Annotated in this window: 15 protein-coding genes; 6 read left to right on the top strand and 9 right to left on the bottom strand. The window is 65.0% G+C overall.

The window, feature by feature from the left end:
- Positions 1-69 precede the first annotated feature (69 nt).
- Positions 70-1,461 carry a hypothetical protein gene (locus AX708_RS03670; RefSeq protein WP_066531658.1) on the top strand — a complete coding sequence of 464 codons (1,392 nt, stop codon included), beginning with the start codon at positions 70-72 and terminating at the stop codon, positions 1,459-1,461.
- A gap of 64 nt (positions 1,462-1,525) precedes the next feature.
- On the opposite strand, the gene AX708_RS03675 is transcribed toward AX708_RS03670, so the two are convergent.
- The 4 genes from AX708_RS03675 to AX708_RS03690 all read right to left on the bottom strand — a co-directional run bounded on the left by AX708_RS03675 (position 1,526) and on the right by AX708_RS03690 (position 4,974).
- Positions 1,526-2,707 (bottom strand): acetyl-CoA C-acyltransferase, encoded by a 1,182-nt coding sequence (locus AX708_RS03675; protein ID WP_066531657.1) that lies wholly within the window; start codon positions 2,705-2,707, stop codon positions 1,526-1,528.
- A 109-nt stretch (positions 2,708-2,816) separates the two neighbouring features.
- Complete coding sequence (locus tag AX708_RS03680) at positions 2,817-3,266, bottom strand: MaoC family dehydratase (protein WP_066531656.1); 450 nt, start codon at positions 3,264-3,266, stop codon at positions 2,817-2,819.
- A gap of 104 nt (positions 3,267-3,370) precedes the next feature.
- Positions 3,371-4,756 carry a putative O-glycosylation ligase, exosortase A system-associated gene (locus AX708_RS03685; protein WP_066531655.1) on the bottom strand — a complete coding sequence of 462 codons (1,386 nt, stop codon included), beginning with the start codon at positions 4,754-4,756 and terminating at the stop codon, positions 3,371-3,373.
- The gene (locus AX708_RS03690; protein WP_066531653.1) at positions 4,753-4,974 is read right to left on the bottom strand and encodes a hypothetical protein; all 222 of its coding nucleotides are present in this window, start codon (positions 4,972-4,974) and stop codon (positions 4,753-4,755) included. The genes AX708_RS03685 and AX708_RS03690 overlap by 4 nt, the downstream gene beginning before the upstream one ends.
- Positions 4,975-5,067: 93 nt before the next feature.
- On the opposite strand from AX708_RS03690, the gene AX708_RS03695 reads away from it, so the two are divergent.
- From AX708_RS03695 to AX708_RS03710, 4 genes are all read left to right on the top strand, one after another.
- On the top strand, positions 5,068-6,321 hold the full coding sequence (locus AX708_RS03695) for a TIGR04063 family PEP-CTERM/XrtA system glycosyltransferase (RefSeq protein ID WP_066531651.1): 1,254 nt from the start codon (positions 5,068-5,070) through the stop codon (positions 6,319-6,321).
- Positions 6,322-6,445: 124 nt separating this feature from the next.
- Positions 6,446-7,318, top strand: coding sequence for a hypothetical protein (locus AX708_RS03700; protein ID WP_066531642.1), 873 nt, complete (start codon positions 6,446-6,448; stop codon positions 7,316-7,318).
- A 277-nt stretch (positions 7,319-7,595) separates the two neighbouring features.
- Positions 7,596-12,236 (top strand): glutamate synthase large subunit, encoded by a 4,641-nt coding sequence (gene gltB, locus AX708_RS03705; RefSeq protein ID WP_066531640.1) that lies wholly within the window; start codon positions 7,596-7,598, stop codon positions 12,234-12,236.
- Between the two features lie 138 nt (positions 12,237-12,374).
- Positions 12,375-13,811, top strand: a complete 1,437-nt coding sequence (locus AX708_RS03710) for a glutamate synthase subunit beta (protein WP_066531638.1) — start codon at positions 12,375-12,377, stop codon at positions 13,809-13,811.
- A 374-nt stretch (positions 13,812-14,185) separates the two neighbouring features.
- On the opposite strand, the gene AX708_RS03715 is transcribed toward AX708_RS03710, so the two are convergent.
- From AX708_RS03715 to AX708_RS03735, 5 genes are all read right to left on the bottom strand, one after another.
- Positions 14,186-15,226: a GTPase domain-containing protein gene (locus AX708_RS03715; protein WP_066531636.1), complete on the bottom strand. Its 1,041-nt coding sequence runs from the start codon at positions 15,224-15,226 to the stop codon at positions 14,186-14,188.
- Complete coding sequence (locus AX708_RS03720) at positions 15,226-16,353, bottom strand: GTPase (protein ID WP_066531634.1); 1,128 nt, start codon at positions 16,351-16,353, stop codon at positions 15,226-15,228. The genes AX708_RS03715 and AX708_RS03720 overlap by 1 nt, the downstream gene beginning before the upstream one ends.
- A gap of 2 nt (positions 16,354-16,355) precedes the next feature.
- Positions 16,356-16,943, bottom strand: a complete 588-nt coding sequence (locus AX708_RS03725) for a hypothetical protein (protein WP_066531631.1) — start codon at positions 16,941-16,943, stop codon at positions 16,356-16,358.
- A gap of 27 nt (positions 16,944-16,970) precedes the next feature.
- Positions 16,971-17,837: a hypothetical protein gene (locus AX708_RS03730; RefSeq protein ID WP_066531630.1), complete on the bottom strand. Its 867-nt coding sequence runs from the start codon at positions 17,835-17,837 to the stop codon at positions 16,971-16,973.
- Positions 17,838-17,911: 74 nt separating this feature from the next.
- Positions 17,912-18,199, bottom strand: a complete 288-nt coding sequence (locus AX708_RS03735; RefSeq protein ID WP_156443474.1) for a hypothetical protein — start codon at positions 18,197-18,199, stop codon at positions 17,912-17,914.
- Between the two features lie 468 nt (positions 18,200-18,667).
- On the opposite strand from AX708_RS03735, the gene AX708_RS03740 reads away from it, so the two are divergent.
- Entirely contained in the window at positions 18,668-19,762 is a 1,095-nt protein-coding gene (locus AX708_RS03740; RefSeq protein ID WP_082747202.1) for a type IV secretory system conjugative DNA transfer family protein, read from the top strand.
- Positions 19,763-19,775: the final 13 nt, after the last annotated feature.

The raw sequence follows: 19,775 nt of genomic DNA on the forward strand, positions 1-19,775 counted from the left end.
ACCTTGTCATGGCCCCGCGCCGCCTGCAAACGGGCGGATGCGGGGCCATCACGCCCCTAGGGGGCGCTGATGTTCAGGAAGATTTTCGGAAAGCTGCTGGGGGACAAGACGTCCGAGCCCAAGAGCCGGATCGCCTATCTGCTTGGCCTCTATCACGACTTCGTCGAGGGCAAGGTCGATGCGTGGGGCGGGCTCGACAAGGCCGGGCTGATCGAGCGCCAGATCGCCGAGGGCGATCCCCGCATGGCGACGATGAACATTGCCGGGCATGTGCGCAATTATGTCGAACTGGCCAAGCTTTACTGGGGGCAGGGCGATGTCGAAGCGGCGCGCCTTTACCTCGGCAGGGCGGTCGATCAGCATGAACGCATGGTCGATTACTGCGCGTTGCGGGGGCCCGTGTGGCCGAATGAATATTCGGACGAATCGGATGTGCGCATCGCGGCCTATCTGCTCGGCCGGCCGCTCACCCGCGTGCCCCGCCACCCGCGCAAGGAGCCCGATCTCTTCCCCTCGTTCAAGGCCATCCTGCTCGATGCCATCGCCGGTGGCGCCCCGCTCGACATGGCGCGTTGGCAGGACTGGGAGGACAGCACGGTGCGCAACCGCTGGCCCAAGTTCCAGGTCGCCGAAGCGCAGTTCTACCGGCGCGCGCTGACGGGAGAGTTCGCGAGCGGGGCAGCCCTGCTCGCCGCGCACGCGGCCCTGTGGAAGTCCAAGGCGGGCAAGACCTTCGAACGCGGCTGGTTCGACGGGTACGACGACAATGACCTGATCATCGACACGCTGTTCGCTGCCGTGCTCAAGCGCATCGGGTGGGAGGGGCGCTATCGCCACTCCTTGCCGGACACGCTGCCCTACGATTCCGTGCCCGAGACGACGCGCGAGCCGGATAGCTTCATCGCGGTCGCCGCCGCGCCGCTGCCCGCGCCCTCGGCCGAGACCGGCATCATCGCCGATCCGCAGGCGGCGCGGCGCTATCTCGACCACGCCCTTGCGCAGCAGACCGATGACGAGGACGAGCCGTTCTCCGCCGCGCGGCCCGCCAAGCAGGCGGGCAAGGTCGCCGCGGCGATGAAGGAACTGGGCTGGGTGCGCGATCCCGCCGCGCTCGATCTGATGCGCGCCTACCGGATGGACCGCGTGCTGACCCGGCGCACGCACCTGTCGCTGTGCGATCCGGTCGCGAGCTTCGTCACGCTCAAGGGCTGGACGCAGGCGATGACGCAGGAATTCGGCCTGCATCCCGAATTCCTCGCCATCGCCCAAAGCGAGGAGCGGTCGGACTACAGCGACCCGCAAGGGCTCTGGTATGTCCTGTGGATCAAGGACCGCAAGGTCTACGCCGTCGACCGCGAGGACTGGCACGACCCCAAGCTTGCGACCCGCGATGCGCGGCCCGGGCTGACCATGTGGCCGAGCTACGCGAGTTTCGTCGCATGGTGGGTGTCGGGCGACTGAGCCAATGAAAAACGGCGCGGGAGTTGCCCCCGCGCCGCTCATTTTTCGCCTTTGGGCGTTCCGCTTAGAAGACCTCGAAGAGACCAGCCGCACCCATGCCGCCACCAACGCACATGGTGACGACTACATACTTGGCACCGCGGCGCTTGCCTTCGATCAGCGCGTGGCCGGTGCAGCGCGCGCCGGTCATGCCGTAGGGGTGGCCGATCGAGATCGAGCCGCCGGAGACGTTGAGGATGTCGTTGGGGATGCCGAGCTGGTCGCGGCAGTAGAGCACCTGCACCGCGAAGGCCTCGTTGAGTTCCCACAGGCCGATGTCTTCCATCTTGACGCCGGTCTGCTTCAGCAGCTTCGGGATCGCGAAGACCGGGCCGATGCCCATCTCGTCAGGCTCGGTGCCCGCGACCGCCATGCCGACATAGCGGCCGAGCGGCTGGAGCCCGCGCTGTTCGGCGAGCTTGGCTTCCATCAGCACCGCGGCCGAGGAGCCGTCCGACAGCTGCGAGGCGTTGCCCGCGGTGATGTTCATGCCCGGGCCCATCACCGGCTGGAGGCTCTGGAGGCCTTCGAGCGTGGTCTCAGGACGGTTGCCCTCGTCCTTGGAGAGGGTGATTTCCTTCTGCGAGACTTCCTTCGTTTCCTTGTCGACCACGTTCATGGTGACGGTGACGGGGACGATCTCGGCATCCAGGCGCCCCTCGGCCTGCGCGGCCGCGGTGCGCTGCTGCGATTGCAGGGCGTATTCGTCCTGGGCCTCGCGGCTGATGTTGTAGCGCTTGGCGACGGTTTCAGCCGTGCCGAGCATCGGCATGTAGACATCCTTGTGCATCGCGATCAGCGAGCGGTCGGGCGAGACGCGCATCTCGGGGGTCTGCACCAGCGAGATGGAGTCCTGCCCGCCGCCGACGACGATGTCCATGTTGTCGACGATGATCTGCTTGGCGGCGGTGGCGATCGCCATCAGGCCCGAGGAGCACTGGCGGTCGATGGTCTGGCCGCTCACGCCCACCGGGCAACCGGCGCGCAGCGCGACCTGGCGGGCGATGTTGCCGGCCTGGGTGCCTTGGGTGAGGACCGTGCCCCACACCACATCGTCGATCTGCCCGGCTTCGATCCCGGCGCGCTCGATCGCGGGAGCGAGGGAGAGGGCGCCGAGCGTCGGCCCGGGGGTGGCGTTGAAGGCGCCCTTGTAGGCGCGGCCGATGGGGGTGCGGGCGGTGGAAACGATGACGGCGTCACGTGCCATGATGGGGGTATCCTTGTCTGGGGGTGCGCCCCCGCGCAGGCGGGGGCCTCAGGCGATGTTGCATTGCCGATGGAGATCCCCGCCTGCGCGGGGACTCACAGCACGCAAATCACACGAAGTATTGCGTGATCCACTCGCAGATCAGTGCGGGCTTTTCCTCGCCTTCGATCTCGATGGTGATCTCGCAGGTCTGCTGCCACTGGCCGGGGCGCTTCTCGACCATTTCGATGAGCTTCCAGTGGCCGCGGATGCGCTTGCCGGCGCGGACCGGGGCGATGAAGCGGGTCTTGTTGCCGCCGTAGTTGACGCCCATCTTGACGCCATCGACCCGCGGCGCGCCGCCCTGGGCGCCGAGATAGGGGATCATCGACAAGGTCAGGAAGCCGTGGGCAATCGTGCCGCCGAAAGGCGTCATCTTCGCCATCTCTTCGTTGACGTGGATGAACTGGTGATCGCCGGTCGCCTCGGCGAACTGGTTGATCCGTTCCTGGCTCATCTCGGCCCAATCACTGGTGCCGATCACTTCGCCGACCTTGGCGGCCAAATCCTGCGCGTTCATCAGGGCTCCTCCTCTTGTGGGCGAGGCGCCCGATCCGGGGCTGCCTTCGCTTGCCTTGCGCCGCGCTACATGGCGCAAGCGCGCAGGCGACGCAACGCTGACAGCTATGCCGCTACGGCACCGTGCATCTGGCCGTCGACCGCAGCCTTGCGCGAGGCGCTGCGTTCGAGCGTCGCCCGCGCCGAATCGATGCGCAGACAATATGTGTGGAGCGCGGTCTGCAGGCCCACCAGCATCAGCATCACCGGCTGGTAAGCGATTCCCTGGAACAGCGCGCCGACCAGATAAATCACCGCGCCCATCTGCAGGGCCGCGGCCAGCGGCGCGATCCAGCGGGTCGTCTCCTCGTCAGCGGCCTTCTTCCAGCGGCGCTGGACGCGCTCCATCTGCCACAGCCCGGCAAGGTGCAGCAGCAGCCACATCCCGAGCCCCGGCCAGCCCTGTTCGCCCAGCATCTCGAACACCGAGGAGTGGTAGGCGCGCGCCTTGTCCTCGACCTCGGTGTATTCGATTGTGGTGGTGTTGCCGTCGGTCTTCTTGACCGGCATCGTGTAGGTGAACTTGTTCGAGCGGTAGGCATCGAACCCGCCGCCCAGCGGCTTGGTCTGGACGTATTGCAGCGTCCAGTTCCAAACCGCCACGCGGGTCGATGCGCTCTCGTCGCCGCCCGGTTCGGCGATGGTCGCCATGCGGTCGTAATAGGATTGCGGGAGGAAGGGGAGAGCCGCAAGGCCGAGCATGCCGGCCCCGGCGATGAACAGAAGGCGCCGGTTGGAATAGCGCAGCAGCAGCACCGCCAGCGCGGCGATGCAGAGCAGGCCCGTGCGTGCCTCGGTGCCGATGGGGACCAGCAGCGCGGCAAAGGTCAGCGCGGCGGCGAAGAGCGTCACCGTCCAATGGCGCGGGAACACCGTCCCGTGCTTCACCAGCCACCACAGCAAGGGGATCAGCCCGATCGCGACGGTCGCCAGCGTGGAGCTTTCGTAAATGCCGCTGTTGTCGTCGACGAAGAAATTGAGCTCGCCATAGCCGCCCCCGCCGGTCACCACCTTCAATCCCGTGGCGATCACGATCATCGCGACGCTCAGCACCAGCGACAGCGCCAGCCCCTCGATCCGCGCGCGGGTGGTGAGGGTGAGGGGGAGGAAGATCGCGAACAGCAGCGCCTTCCACACCCAGTCCCACTTGGTCAGCGCCTCCTCGGGGAAATCGGCATTGCCGGTGGTCCACCAGCAATAGAGCAAGAGGCACAGCATCAGCCCTTGGCGGAAGGTGAAGCGCGCGCCGTCCTTGCGGTCGATCGCCAGCCATCCGCCGAAGGCCGCGGCAAAGGCGATCAGCGACAGCGGCAGGCTGGTGATGATCGAATAGCCGATCCGCTGGGGCGAGAGGATGTCGATATAGATGTATAGTAGCACCCACAGGAACGGGCGCCTGAGGCCGAGCAGCATCACATAGGCGATGAAGACGAGAAAGAAGAGGTCCTTCACTGCGGCCCCTCGGCAGGTTCGTCCGCTTCGGCACCGGCCCCGCGCGAACGGCGCGCAGCGTTGCGGCCCGAAACGCTGGCCGCCTTGCGGTTGCTGGCGGTCTCGGCCTTGATGCTGGAGATCAGCGGGTCCTCGTCGAGCCCGGCGCGCATCACCAGCCGCAGCATCGCGAAAGCGAGCAGGCCATGGCCGAGGGCTAGGGCGAAGGTGTCGATCATCGGTCGGTCATGGTCCGCGCTGGCGTCATGGGTGAGCCTTACTCCCAGCCAGTTGACGCGGCGTTAAGCACGCCTGCGATAGAGGGACGGTCCATGACCCGCGTCCTCCATGTCCTCGATCATTCGCTGCCGCTCCACAGCGGCTACACCTTCCGCACCCGCGCCATCCTGAAGGCGCAGGAGGGGCACGGGATCGAAGTGCGCGGGATCACTGGACAGCGGCACAACCTCGAGGCGGCGGTTACAGCCCCGTGCGAGGAGGCTGACGGGCTGATCTTCCACCGCACCCCCGGCACGCCCGCCGGCCCGCCGCCGCTGCGCGAGCTCGGCGAGATCGAGGCGCTGGCTGCCGCGATCATCAAGCTCGCCGACGAATGGCGCCCCGACATCATCCACGCCCATTCGCCCGCCCTGTGCGGCGCGGCGGCCGAGCGCGCCGCGCGCGCCCTGGGCGTGCCCTTCGTCTACGAGATCCGCGCTTTCTGGGAGGATGCCGCGGTCGGCAACCTTTCGGGCACCGAGGGCAATCTCAAATACCGCCTGACCCGCGCGCTCGAAACCCGCGTGGCGCGCGCGGCGGATGCGTTGTTCACGATCTGCCACGGCCTCAAGGACGATCTGGCATCGCGGGGCATTCCCGAGGCGCGCATCAATGTCATGCCCAACGGCGTCGATCTGTCCCTGTTCGGCGATCCGCCCCCGCGCGACGAGGCGCTGGCGGCCGAACTCGGCATCGCGCGAGGGGCTCCGGTGATCGGCTATATCGGCAGCTTCTATGCCTATGAGGGCGTCGATGACCTCATCGCAGCGATGCCGCTGCTGCGCGGAGCGCATCCCGAGGCACGGCTGCTGCTGGTGGGCGCGGGGCCGATGGACGAGGCCTGGCGCGCCGCCGCGGCCGCGCTTCCCGATCCGCAAGCCGTGATCTTCACCGGCCGCGTGCCCCACACTGCGGTCGAGCGCTACTACTCGCTGGTCGACGTGCTCGCCTATCCGAGGAAGGCGCAGCGGCTCACCGATCTGGTCACACCGCTGAAGCCGCTGGAAGCGATGGCCCAGCGCCGGCTGGTCGCGGCGTCCAGCGTCGGCGGGCACCGCGAACTGATCGCGGACGGCGAGACCGGCACGCTGTTCGCCCCCGACGACCCGGCCGCCTGCGCCGCCGCGCTCGCCCGCCTGCTCGACAATCGCGGGGAGTGGGAGGCGATGAAGGCGCGCGCGGTCGATCATGTGCGCACCCGCCATGACTGGGCGCACAATGCGCGCCGTTATCTCTCCGTTTACCATCTCTTGCTAGCCCGTGGTGACAATGGCGGCGCGTCGCGTGCCGTCGCGCAAACGGGGTAAGTGTCGCATGGCATCGGGGCAGCAAGGCAAGCCGGGACGGCGGGAACGCAAGAAGAGCCGCCGCCCGGACAGGAAGCCGCTCGCGGCACACCGGGCTTTCGCACCGCTTCTGGGAGTGTGGGGCATGCTGCTCGGCGCAGGCGTGGTGCTGGTGTTGCCGGCCGCGCTCGTCGAACAGCTTCTGGACCGCACGCTGATGGGCACGTGGGGCAGCGCGGGGCATTCGGTGCTCGCCGCGGTTGCCGCAGGACTGCTGGGCATGCTGCTTTTCGCGATTGCCGCGCTGGGCCATATGGCCGCCCGACGGAGTTTGCCCGGGCCCTCGCTGGTCAAGATGGCCGCTCGGAGGGTGACGCCGATCGACCCCGTACGGGATCTGGGGTCGCTGCGGCTCGACGATCCGGTCGATACCATGCCCTTCTCGACGCCCGCGTGGCGCGATGCCGACCTCCACGATCCGTCGCCCGCAGCCGCGCCCGCGCCGCAGCAGCAGACCGAACCCGAACCGCGCGAGCTCGATCTTTCCCAGTTTGCCGAACTGCCGGGGCGCAATGCCGTGTGGGTCGAGGAGACCGTTGCCGCGCCCGAACTTGCCGCAGCGCCCGCGGCGGCGCCCGAGCCCGAGCCTGTGCCCGCCGATCCGCATCCCGAAAGCTCCGCACGCCCCTTGCGCACCACCGTCCCGCCGCCCGCGGCACCGGGGACCGCCGCGCTCGCCCGCTTGCGCGCGGTGCCGGTGAGCGAACTCAGCCTCGCCGAGATGGTCGAGCGTTTTGCCGGCGCGCTCCACGAGGTCCGCGAGATGTCGCCCGGCCGCAGCCTTGCTCCTGCCGATCTCGCCGCGCGCGAGGCCGCGCTTGCCGAGGCCTTGAAGGCTTTGGAAGCGCTGAGCGGCAAGGGCCGCCCCGCACCCCGCCTGCCGCGCCGCGAAGAGCAGTTGCGCGCCGCGCGCGACCGCTTCCAGCCGCACTTCGAGCGTGTCCGCGGGGCGGCCTGAGGCAAAACCGTTCCGCGCAAAAGCTGCAACCGAGCGGCCCGAAATATGCGCTTTGCGCAATCAACCTAAAGTCTGAATAGGTCTGCGAGAAATATTCCTTCGCGCGCAGCCCTTGCCAAACCCGCTTCCTGTCGGCATGAGGGCCGCGAAAACGGGCAATGGCCACCCCGCAGGGGGAAGGCGTGCTCGCTAGACCTGCCCGAGGCGTGTTCCTTTGCATGAGCGATCATGCGACAAGGTTCGCGCCTCTCGGCATCTGACAGAACGGACTTGATGCATGGGTTACCCTAATGCCCAGGGTCTCTATGACCCCGCCAACGAACATGACGCCTGCGGCGTCGGCATGGTTGCGCATATCAAGGGCGAGAAAAGCCATGCGATCATTGCTAGCGCGCTCGAGATTCTCGAGAAGCTCGACCATCGCGGCGCGGTCGGCGCGGACCCGCTTCTGGGCGACGGCGCGGGGATTCTGATTCAGATTCCCGATCCGCTGATTCGCCGATGGGCGACAGGCGAAGGACACGATCTCCCTGCGCCGGGCGAATATGCCGTCGGCATGTGCTTCCTCCCGCAGGACGCCGCCGCGCGCGACTTCGTCAAGGCGCGGATGGAAGCCTTCACCGCCAAGGAAGGCCAGCGCTTCATTGGCTGGCGGCAGGTTCCGACCACGCCCGCCGGCCTCGGCGCGGCGGTGATCGCCTCGATGCCGGTGATCGAGATGGCGGTGATCGGCCGCGGGGCGAACTGCGCCGATCAGGACGCGTTCGAAAGGAAGCTGCTGACAATCCGCAAGCAGGTGCAGAACCCGCTCGCCCAGCTCGCCGAAAAGCACGGCCTGCCCGGCGTGGTCGAAACCTACATCCCGTCCTTCTCGACCCGTACGGTCGTCTACAAGGGGCTGCTGCTGGCGACGCAGGTCGGCTCTTTCTATGACGACCTGCGCGACCCGGCCTGCGTCTCGGCGCTGGGCCTTGTCCACCAGCGTTTCAGCACCAACACCTTCCCCAGCTGGCGGCTCGCGCATCCGTTCCGCTTCATCGCCCACAACGGCGAGATCAACACGGTGCGCGGCAACGTCAACTGGATGAACGCCCGCCGCCGCACGATGGAAAGCGAGCTGTTGGGGCCCGATCTCGACAAGATGTGGCCGATCATCCCGCACGGGCAATCGGACACGGCCTGCCTCGACAACGCCCTGGAGCTGCTGATCGCGGGCGGATACAGCCTCGCCCATGCGATGATGATCCTCATCCCCGAGGCCTGGGCCGGCAACCCGCTGATGACGCCCGAGCGGCGCGCCTTCTACGAATATCACGCCGCGCTGATGGAGCCGTGGGATGGCCCGGCCTCGGTGTGTTTCACCGACGGCCGCCAGATCGGCGCGACGCTCGACCGCAACGGGCTGCGTCCGGCGCGCTTCTGCGTGACGAAGGACGACATCGTTTGCCTCGCCTCGGAAAGCGGCGTGCTGCCCTTCGCGGAAGGCGATATCGTCAGGAAGTGGCGCTTGCAGCCCGGCAAGATGCTGCTGATCGATCTGGAGCAAGGCCGCATCATCGAGGATGACGAGCTCAAGGCCGATCTCGCGCAGGCCGAGCCCTACGCCGAGTGGCTGCATCAGGCGCAGTACAAGCTCGAGGACATCACCGACGTAGTGCCCGAACTCGCGGCGATCCCGGCGGAAGAGGGCACGCTGCTCCAGCGCCAGCAGGCCTTCGGCTACACGCAGGAGGACATCACCCGCTTTCTCGAGCCGATGGCGGTGGAGGCCGACGACCCGATCGGATCGATGGGCACCGACACGCCGATCGCCGTGCTGTCGGACCGTGCGCGGCTGCTCTACGACTATTTCAAGCAGAACTTCGCGCAGGTGACGAACCCGCCGATCGACCCGATCCGCGAGGAACTGGTGATGAGCCTCACCAGCATGATCGGCCCGCGCCCGAACCTGCTCGGCCGCGATGCGGGGACGCACAAGCGTTTGGAAGTGGATCAGCCGATCCTCACCAACGAGGATCTGGCCAAGATCCGCTCGGTCGAGGAGGCCTTGGACGGGGCCTTCCGCTGCGCCACGATCGACATCACATGGGATGCCAAGAGCGGGGCCGAAGGCCTTGAAATGGCGCTGAAGGAAATGTGCTGGGCGGCGACCGAAGCGGTGCTGCAGGATCACAACATCCTCGTCCTCAGCGACCGCGGCGCGAGCGAAACCCGCGTGCCGATGCCCGCGCTGCTGGCGACGGCGGCGGTGCACCACCACCTCGTGCGGCAGGGCTTGCGCATGAATGCCGGCCTCGTGGTCGAGACCGGCGAGGCGCGCGAGGTGCACCACTTCTGCGTGCTCGCGGGCTACGGCGCGGAGGCGATCAATCCCTATCTCGCCTTCGAGACGCTCGAGGCTCTGCGCGCCAAGCGGCACCCTGACCTCGCCGCCACCAAGGTGCAGCAAAACTTCATCAAGGCGATCGGCAAGGGCATCCGCAAGGTCATGTCCAAGATGGGCATCTCGACCTATCAGTCCTATTGCGGCGCGCAGATTTTCGATGCGGTGGGGCTGTCGTCGGCCTTCGTCGAGAAGTATTTCACCGGCACCGCCACCACCATCGAAGGCATCGGCCTTGCCGAAGTCGCCGAGGAAGCGCTGCGCCGCCACGGGCAGGCCTATGGCGACAACCCGCTCTATGACGGGATGCTCGACGTCGGCGGCATCTACCAGTACCGCCTGCGCGGCGAGGAGCACGCCTGGACCCCGCAAAACGTCGCCCAGCTACAGCACGCGGTGCGCGGCAATGACCCGAAGAACTACGAGGAATTTGCCAAGTCGATCAACGAGCAGTCCGAGCGGCTGCTGACGATCCGCGGGCTGCTCGAGTTCAGGAAGGCCGACAAGCCGATCCCGCTCGACGAGGTGGAACCCGCCTCCGAGATCGTGAAGCGTTTCAGCACCGGCGCGATGAGCCTCGGCTCGATCAGCCACGAGGCGCATTCGACCATGGCGATCGCGATGAACCGCATCGGCGGGCGCTCGAACACGGGTGAGGGCGGGGAGGAGCCGTTCCGCTTCAAGCCGCTCGCCAACGGGGATTCGATGAGGAGCCGCATCAAGCAGGTCGCCTCGGGCCGCTTCGGCGTCACCACCGAATATCTCGTCAACTCGGACGACATCCAGATCAAGATGGCGCAGGGCGCAAAGCCCGGCGAGGGCGGGCAGCTGCCCGGGCACAAGGTCGACAAGCGCATCGGCGCGGTGCGGCACTCGACGCCGGGTGTGGGCCTGATCAGCCCGCCGCCGCACCACGACATCTACTCGATCGAGGATCTCGCGCAGCTGATCCACGACTTGAAGAACGTGAACCCGGTCGCGCGCATTTCGGTCAAGCTGGTGTCCGAAGTCGGCGTCGGCACGGTCGCCGCGGGCGTCTCGAAGGCGCGCGCGGACCATGTGACGATTGCGGGCTACGACGGGGGCACGGGCGCTTCGCCGCTGACCTCGCTGACCCACGCGGGTTCGCCCTGGGAGATCGGCCTGGCCGAGACCCAGCAGACCCTGCTGCTTAACGATCTGCGCGCGCGGATCGCAGTGCAGGTCGATGGCGGCCTGCGCACCGGGCGCGATGTCGCCATTGGCGCGCTGCTCGGCGCGGACGAGTTCGGCTTTGCCACCGCCCCGCTGATCGCGGCCGGCTGCATCATGATGCGGAAGTGCCACCTCAACACCTGCCCCGTCGGCGTTGCCACGCAGGACCCGGTGCTGCGCGCGCGCTTCACCGGGCAGCCGGAGCACGTGGTCAACTACATGTTCTTCGTCGCCGAGGAACTGCGCCAGATCATGGCCGAGATGGGCTTCCGCACTGTGGCCGAGATGGTCGGCCGCGTCGACCGGCTCGACACCCGCCGGATGGAGCGCCACTGGAAGGCGCGCGGGATTGATCTTGGCCGCATCCTCCACCAGGTGCCGCTCAAGGACGGGGCTTCGCTCCGCCAGATCGGCGAGCAGGACCACGGCCTCGACGGCGCGCTCGACAACCGGCTGATCGCCGATTGCCGCACTGCGATCGACACCAAGCAGCCGGTGCAGCTTGAATATGACGTGCGCAACGTCAACCGCACGGTCGGGGCTATGCTCTCGGGCGAGGTTGCCAAGGCGCACGGGCACGAGGGCCTGCCGACCGACACGATCCGCATCAACCTCACGGGCGTTGCGGGCCAGAGCTTCGGCGCGTGGCTCGCCCACGGGGTGACGCTCGATCTGGTCGGCGATGCCAACGACTATGTCGGCAAGGGGCTCTCGGGCGGGCGCATCATCGTGCGCCAGCCGGCCGAGGCCCCGCGCGCGTCCAACGAGAACATCATCGTCGGCAACACCGTGCTCTACGGCGCGATTGCGGGCGAGGCGTACTTCAACGGCGTCGCGGGCGAACGTTTCGCGGTGAGAAACTCGGGCGCCATCGCGGTGGTCGAGGGCACCGGGGACCACGGCTGCGAATACATGACCGGCGGCGTGGTGGTGGTGCTGGGCCGGACCGGGCGCAACTTCGCGGCGGGCATGAGCGGCGGGGTCGCCTATGTCTATGACCCCGAGGGCGCCTTCGAAAAGCTCGTCAACCACGCGCAGGTCGATCTGCTGCCGATTTCGGCCACGCCGGATGCGGAGGAAGGCACGGGCCGCCCCGCGCAGCGTCCGCGCTCGGTCCACGATTTCGGCATGGGCGACATGCTGCGTCACGATGCCGAGCGGCTGCGCATCCTCGTCGAGCGCCACCAGCTCCACACCGGCTCCAAGCTGGCGGGCGCGCTGCTGGCCGATTGGGACGCGGCGCTGGGCAAGTTCGTCAAGGTGATGCCGCGCGATTATGCGGCGGCGCTCAGGAAGCTCGAAGCCGAGCGGCAGGAAGCCGAAAGCGTCGCAGCGGAGTGATTTGAAATTGTCTCGTCATTGCGAGCCGAAGGCGAAGCAATCCATGGACTGAGGCCGTGAGTTGAGAGCAACGGTTCATGGATTGCCGCGTCGCCTGCGGCTCCTCGCAATGACGAAGTGAAACGAAGGTAACGATAAGTGGGCAAGGAAACCGGATTTCTCGAGCTGGACCGCCGTGAGCGGGATTATCTCGATCCCAAGGAGCGCCTGAAGAATTATCGCGAATTCGTCATCCAGCCGGATGATGCGACGCTGACGGGGCAGGCCTCGCGCTGCATGAATTGCGGCATTCCCTACTGTCATAACGGCTGTCCGGTGAACAACATGATCCCGGACTGGAACCACCTCGTCTACGAGGCGGACTGGAAGCGCGCGCTCGCCAACCTCCATTCCACCAACAACTTCCCCGAATTCACCGGCCGCATCTGCCCCGCGCCCTGCGAGGCCGCCTGCACGCTCAACATCATCGACCAGCCGGTGACGATCAAGTCGATCGAATGCGCGATCGTCGATCGCGGGTGGAAGGAAGGCTGGATCACGCCGCAGGTGCCGGAAAAGAAGACCGGCAAGTCGGTCGCCATCGTCGGCTCGGGCCCCGCGGGCCTCGCCTGCGCCCAGCAGCTGGCGCGCGCCGGGCACAGCGTGACGGTGTTCGAGAAGAACGACCGCGTCGGCGGGCTGCTGCGCTACGGCATCCCCGACTTCAAGATGGAGAAGCACCTCATCAACCGCCGCTGCGTGCAGATGGAGGCGGAAGGGGTGACGTTCAAAACCTCGAAGGAGGTGGGCGTCGACATCTCGTTCAAGAGCCTTCAGGAAAACTTCGACGCGCTGGTGCTGGCGGGCGGCGCGGAAGATGCGCGCCAGCTGGCGATCCCGGGTGCGGAAATGCCGGGGGTGCGGCTCGCGATGGAGTTCCTGACCCAGCAGAACAAGCGCGTCGCCGGCGATGACGAGCTGCGCGCCGCCCCGCGCGGCAGCCTCACCGCCACCGGAAAGCACGTCGTCGTGCTCGGCGGCGGCGACACGGGAAGCGACTGCGTGGGCACCTCGAACCGGCAGGGCGCCAAGAGCGTCACCCAGCTCGAGATCATGCCCAAGCCGCCGGAAAAGGAAGACAAGGCGCTGACCTGGCCCGACTGGCCGATGAAGCTGCGCACCTCCTCCAGCCACCAGGAAGGCGTCGAGCGCGACTGGGCGGTGCTCGCCAAGCGCGTGATCGGCGACGGCGAGAAGGTCACCGGGCTCGAATGCGTGCGGGTCGAATGGAAGGACCGCCAGATGCAGGAAATCGCGGGCAGCGAGTTCACCCTCCCCGCCGACCTGATCCTGCTCGCGATGGGCTTCGTCGGCCCGCGCAAGGCGGGGCTGCTCGAACAGGCGGGCGTCACGCTCGACGCGCGCGGCAATGTTGCGGCGGATACCAACAGCTATGCCACCAGCGAGCCCAATGTCTTTGCCTGCGGCGACATGCGTCGCGGGCAGAGCCTCGTGGTCTGGGCGATCCGCGAAGGCCGTCAGGCCGCGCGCGCGGTCGACGAGGCGCTGATGGGGGTTTCCGAACTCCCGCGCTGAAGCGCGCGCCTGACGCGCTGCGTAGGGCGTGCGCGAAGTTGTTCCATATTTGGACCGTTGTGATCGACCACTTCCCGGCCCGATTTCCGATGGCAAAGGCCTTGGTTTCACGCGGCTTTCCTAGCCTATCCGGCGCATGATGGATAGCTCAACTGACAGCCCAAAATTGACTAATTGCATAGAATTTGTAGCACATAGCCAGCATCGCACCTCAGACTCGAATGGCTACGCGTTGAAGGCAAACTTTCCGATCCGAGCAGCCGCATCGCCACTGATGCCGCCTTCGTATTGCCAGTCATCCGAGTCTTGGCGATGCGGGTTGATGGTGAAACTGGGGAGGCAAATAACGCCTGAGTTCCGGTGAAAATGACCCTCTAGAAACGGCTCCTAAAGGGCCGTTCAGTTCGAAGCGCTTCTAGTGCCTGATGGTGCGCAGAATTGATGTCGTCCTGTTTCAGCGCGCGGGTTCGATCAACGAACCGCCGGATCACGAATGGAATGATCCGCTGGGCGTTCACGGCATCGATCCGATCGCGATCAAATCGGGTAAAGAACACCCTTTCGAAGAAGCCGCTTACGAGTGCCTTGCGCACCATCCCGTCCATGTCGCTGCGGATCTGTGGCCAGCGCCTCTGTTGAAGTGGAAGCAGAGAAAAGCTCGCCTCGGCAAAGGCAACCCAAGCTTTCGCATTCGATCCGCTCGTCGCTGCTAGTTGCCGTGCGGCGCGCGACAGCATTGATGTTTGCATCGCGTTCTTTGCTCGCGTCCTTGCGGCGACCTCGTCCCGTTTCGCGTTATCGACCAACGCCTTGGTCAGGATATCAACATTCTGTGCGGGGATCGTCAGCGCACCGAGGACCAGCGGCAACGCTCGGATCGGTATAACGAACCTAGCATTGTAGAAGTGACGCTTAGTTTCCTCGAGTAGTTCCGTTTGGCCTTCAGTCTTAGTGATCGCGATCCCTAGCGGGATGGCCATATCGTCGCACAAGGCGGCGATCTCCATGTGGGCATCATCGATACGGCCTTGCGGTTCCTGGATGCACATGAGCACGAAGTCGATCTGCTCTCGGTGTCGGCGGTGAAACCGCAAATGGAGCAAATCACTGAGGAGCAAAAGGTAAGTCTGGCTAGCTTCTAGAACCTCCATTCCGCGAGAGTCGTAAAAGGAAAACGGTGCTCCGGGCCTCTCGATCTTCGTCGTGTTTTGCGTAACCGGCGCCCCGATTCCGGCCTTTGCGGCTGCTTCGCCGAGAAGGGTATTAATGAGTGTGCTCTTTCCCACGCCTGTGGCACCGCAAACAAGGATTCTGGGTACCTGAGGTCCGCGCGGTTGCAGGAATAACACAATCAGCAATACGAGAAGTAATACCCCTCCTAGGGTAAGAAAGATCTCAATCAAATCGGGAGACATCAGGCGCGATACCTGTCAGCGTGCCGATCCAGCAAGTCACGCATGCGGTCGGCCAACGCCTCAGGGTCGGGTAGTGGCTCATCGCGCTGGACGCTGCCTTTGATCGCATCAAGGTAGACGTGCCCGAACATTTTTGTGATCGCGCCTCCGACAGGCCCCCCGATGGCCGCCGCACCTACCCAACCGGCCCCGGGGAACAGGCGCAACACTTCACCAAGCGCCAGGGTGAACGCGGTCTGACCGCCCATCTTGGCCAACGCGATCCCGAACAGCCCTGCTACGACATCGCGTCCGCCAAGATCCGATGAGCTAACCCCGAGCGCCGCGTTGATCTGTGCGATGAGGCCCGCCTGAATCGTCACCAAAGCTGCCGAGTGGCCACCAGAAACCGGGATGAGCGCGCTCGATGCCGCCAATGCTACCGCTGCATCGATTGCGCGGATTGCGGCCCGCTCTTTCAGATCAAAGCACGCCTTTTGGGCTGCAGTGAAAGCGGATCGTTGAGCTTCGGGGAGCAGTTCTAACGTCCTACGAACCAGCGCGTCGACTCCATACGGGGATATCTTGTGGCCAGCAATGTCGCGCTCTAGAGCAAGAACAGGGATCACGCCGTTGTTGGGCACTGCCAGGTCCCGGACCCTAGCGAGCATCTCCTGCTCGCCGAGAGCTTGGGTCACGACCACAAGAGCAGGCACGCCGCGGTCGCGAAGCATGTCGAGAAAGGAAACTTGGACCGGCTCGATCCGGTGGGACTGTTCGAGGATACAGGTCCACGCAATGTGCAGCTGATCATTGGGGTCTGTAGACTGGCGCAAGGCGTCGATCTTGTTGCGGACCGCGTCAACTGTCTCGTCCGCGCCCTTGATTTCGAACCCGCGGGTATCGAAGATCCGGAGCGGGCAGTCGGCGACAGTGTAGTCTTGGATATGCTGGGTCACCGCCGCACCGATCCCGGTCTTGGCAAGCTTGCTGCCAAACACCGCATTGATCAGCGTACTTTTCCCGACCCCGGCATTTCCGGATATCAGAACATTGACCTTGCCCATCCTGACCAAGTTGGCCGCGCGTTCGTTCTCGAAGGCTGCGCGAGCTTCAGCCGCAATTTTTGAGAGTTCCGAAGGATTCATGATCAGTTCCCCTTGAAGAAGTATAATCTGTTGAGCTTTGGCAGGCGAGGCCCTTCACGCTGTTGGTGCGCATCGGGGGCGGGATCGTGGCGATCGTGGACTGCGAGCCCGGCGAGGTGAGATCGTGTGAAACCGACCTGCGCTGTTGGACCCAAGATTGCGACCACATTGCCGCCAGACAACGTGCTGTCCTCGACCGATGCCTTCGCTCGATCCGATGCAACCAGGGCAACGCGGTCGGCCGAGTTGTGCAGCGCGCAGCGCTGAAGGATGGTGGTTGAGTCCCCGCCCAGCGCTAAGCCGCCGCCAACATCGCAGTCGACCGCATGGAAGACCGCAGCACCGGCCACTGTGAGTCTGCCTTCGACGTTAAGGCCCTCAAGCCGCAGGCGAGCGCGGTCTCCGAGATTGACATCGCCGATCAACCGAGTCTGCGAAGTGCCGATGATTACCACACGTCGATTGATCATCATGACGCCGATCGGCAGGGGGCCGGGCGGTAGGTGAATCCTCGTCACACCCTCGCGCGCTAAGGCATCGAGCAGTAGATGCGCTCCGGTTCGGCCTATCTGGCTGAGGTGAAATTGCATGTTGTTTCTTCCTCCTGAGGCCCATCATCACATCCATTGGCCGCCATTGGCGCCCATGAACCGACTGCTCCAATTGAGCCCTGCCGGGGAAAGTGCATATCTGAAATCGCCGTTCAGGTAGCCGGCCAGCTCGCTTGCTTCTGCGGCAGGCGCGATCGCGTCGATCCTCCAGCCACCCGTTTGAGTGCGGGGCCAGAGCAGAAGATCGCGATGACTGAACATCCGGGTCCAGCTCGGTTCCATGACGATGGCCTCGGCGAGGTCGTCGTGCCGGATAGTGACCTTGCCAATCTTGTTGAACAGCCCGCCGGAAATCTCCACGCGGTTAGCGAAACCTTGGCGGGTATCCGCAATCACCGTTAGCGCGCACCTCATCTCGGGAATGCAGGCGTGCCATGCGAACCAGCCAATCAGCATCGTCGCCGGAAATTCGACAAGACCTGCGAGCAAAGGGTGGATCGCCTCCGCTGTCCATCCGCCCAGCACGAGCAGTCCGATCCCGAGGAACAAAGCGGGCAATTGGCGCCTGAAACCCGATCGGCGGTGAAAAACCACGATCTGGCCTGCCCCGGGCTGCGGTGATGCTGAGCGGCCGAAGATGAGCAGCAGCGCGCCGATAGCGAACATCGCCGACAGGTGGCCCCGCTCTGCAAACGCCAGGAGTTCTGCGCCCGGCATCTGCTGATCGAGCAGGTAATCTGTCAATCGACCGAGCCCGAAGCGAAAGACCCCGCGCTCGCTTGCGGAGAACGCGGCGAGGGCGTCGATCCCGGCTGCTATCGCAATTGCAAGTCCCGCAAAACCGAGACCGAGGCGGCGTGAAAGCGCCATCTCACGCTGGATGGGAAACAGCGGCGCGCGCTGTTCAAGGATGTTGGATGCCATCGTATTCATTGCTTCGTCCCTTGAGATAAGGTTCGCTCGTGCGGCCGGAGGAAAAGGCCCTCCGGGGCTGGTCACCAAACAGATCAGAAATCTCCGCCGCCGGTGTCGCCACCGCCGCTGTCTCCGCCGCCGCTGTCTCCGCCGCCGTTGTTATCGAACGCACCGAGGTTTTCAGGCAGGTCGCACATGTCTGCGAAGCCGCTGCTTACTTGATGATCGATCGCCTCGCTGACGACGGCCGCAAAGGCAGGGTTGGCCGAGACGCTGAGGGCGCCCGCACCATAGATGTCGCCCATGATGTCGCCGGCGACATTACTGTACGACGCGCATTGCGCGACAGCTCCGTCATACCAATCGGGTTTTTCTACCATTTCGTTTTGCTCCGTACTGACATGCACATTTTGCCAGAAAGCAGTGCTATTTCGAGTGCCGCCAACTTACGCCGACTTACGTGGAGCGCAGGAACGCGGCTGTGCCGCTGTGAAATCCAATGAAAGGTTCACAGGTCTTAATCCGTGTCACTCACGTGCCGACCGCACGTTCTAGGGCGGCCGGAGGACCGATATGCAACGAATTGACAGCAACCACGCCCGTCGCCGGATCAAGCAGCGCGGCGTTCGTGAACCCGTACTCGCCGCCCTACTCGAATGCGCTGATCGAGAGATCGACGTTGGTGGGGGCTGCGTGGCAGTGAGCTTATCGCGAGAGGCCCGGCAATCTTTGCCCTCCGGCATTGCAGAACGGACCCGCCATCTCGTTGCGGTTATCCATGGTAGCAGGCTGGTCACAGTGCTCCACGCAAGCGGGCAGCGCGGCGCCCGGTACGGGAGGCAGCCGCGATGAGAGAAGCGGTGGTGGCAAACCGACGCGCGAGGTTGCGGGAACTCCCCGACGACGGATTGCTGATCGGTCGTAGCGCTCAGGCAGATCGTGCACGGAAAGTTGGTTTTGCAGCCGATGTTAATGAACCTGCTGCTGCCGCCCCCCCGGACCCATTCGCCGATCTGGTCATTGATCGCGGCGAAGGTCACATCATGGCCATCGCACCCACCGGCGCGGGCAAGGGTGTCAACGTCATTATGCCCGCCCTGCTCTCTTGGAAGGGACCGTCGGTGACAATCGACGTCAAGGGAGAGGCCGCAAGGGCCGTGGCTCCGCATCTTGTGGCTTGCGGGCACGATGTGCAGGTCATTGATCTTGGGGGGGAGATGGCACCAATTCTCGTCGATGGTAAGCCGCTGGCTCCTGGGGCGTTCAACGTGATGGAGACGCTGGATCCGGACAGCCCAACCTTTGCAGCCGATTGCCACGCGCTGGCGGTTGCGATCCCCGGTGGGCTTAGTACCCTTACTGACCGTTTCTGGGATAATCTTGCTCTTGCGCTGCTAATCGGCGTGATCGGCTATTTGTGCACCTTCGAGCCGCCAGAGAAGCGCAACTTCTTCACATTGCGGGCTTTTTTAAGTGATCCGGATCTGGATTATACCATAGCGGTGAAACTCGATACTGTGCTTGCCGGCAGAGATTGCTTCATCACCCAGGAATTCAAAAACTACCTCGGACACGAACGCGAGAAAGTGCGCACCAGTGTTCGGTCCACGGCAATCCAACATCTTACGATGTTCGCGGGAGACCATCTTGCTGAGGTCACGAGCCGAACAACCTTCGATTTGTCTGCGGTCACTGAAGGGCGGCCGCTCTCGATCTTCTTCGTCATCCCGCCCCATCGCCTGGAATCGAGCGCGACACTGCTGCGCCTTTACGTGTCGACCTTGCTCGGACTGATTACCCGCCGACGCGTAGCCCCCCCGCTACCGACATTGTTCGTTCTCGACGAACTTGCGCAGCTGGGCCCTTTTCCGATGCTTCGCCCACTGGTGACCTTGATGCGCATTAGCGTCCGCGCTCGTGGTGTAATTTCGGGTGTAGATTGAGGTGATCGCATGG

Source organism: Erythrobacter sp. CCH5-A1 (genome assembly GCF_001557115.1).
Classification (GTDB): Bacteria; Pseudomonadota; Alphaproteobacteria; order Sphingomonadales; family Sphingomonadaceae; genus Erythrobacter.

Bases quoted from the DNA above. Each gene is read 5' to 3' on its own strand.
- AX708_RS03740 (WP_082747202.1), top strand. From the start codon at position 18,668: ATGAGAGAAGCGGTGGTGGCAAACCGACGCGCGAGGTTGCGGGAACTC.
- gltB (WP_066531640.1), top strand. From the start codon at position 7,596: ATGGGTTACCCTAATGCCCAGGGTCTCTATGACCCCGCCAACGAACAT.
- AX708_RS03730 (WP_066531630.1), bottom strand. From the start codon at position 17,837: ATGAATACGATGGCATCCAACATCCTTGAACAGCGCGCGCCGCTGTTT.
- AX708_RS03680 (WP_066531656.1), bottom strand. From the start codon at position 3,266: ATGAACGCGCAGGATTTGGCCGCCAAGGTCGGCGAAGTGATCGGCACC.
- AX708_RS03720 (WP_066531634.1), bottom strand. From the start codon at position 16,353: ATGAATCCTTCGGAACTCTCAAAAATTGCGGCTGAAGCTCGCGCAGCC.
- AX708_RS03735 (WP_156443474.1), bottom strand. From the start codon at position 18,199: ATGGTAGAAAAACCCGATTGGTATGACGGAGCTGTCGCGCAATGCGCG.
- AX708_RS03715 (WP_066531636.1), bottom strand. From the start codon at position 15,226: ATGTCTCCCGATTTGATTGAGATCTTTCTTACCCTAGGAGGGGTATTA.
- AX708_RS03700 (WP_066531642.1), top strand. From the start codon at position 6,446: ATGCTGCTCGGCGCAGGCGTGGTGCTGGTGTTGCCGGCCGCGCTCGTC.
- AX708_RS03690 (WP_066531653.1), bottom strand. From the start codon at position 4,974: ATGATCGACACCTTCGCCCTAGCCCTCGGCCATGGCCTGCTCGCTTTC.
- AX708_RS03670 (WP_066531658.1), top strand. From the start codon at position 70: ATGTTCAGGAAGATTTTCGGAAAGCTGCTGGGGGACAAGACGTCCGAG.
- AX708_RS03675 (WP_066531657.1), bottom strand. From the start codon at position 2,707: ATGGCACGTGACGCCGTCATCGTTTCCACCGCCCGCACCCCCATCGGC.
- AX708_RS03725 (WP_066531631.1), bottom strand. From the start codon at position 16,943: ATGCAATTTCACCTCAGCCAGATAGGCCGAACCGGAGCGCATCTACTG.
- AX708_RS03695 (WP_066531651.1), top strand. From the start codon at position 5,068: ATGACCCGCGTCCTCCATGTCCTCGATCATTCGCTGCCGCTCCACAGC.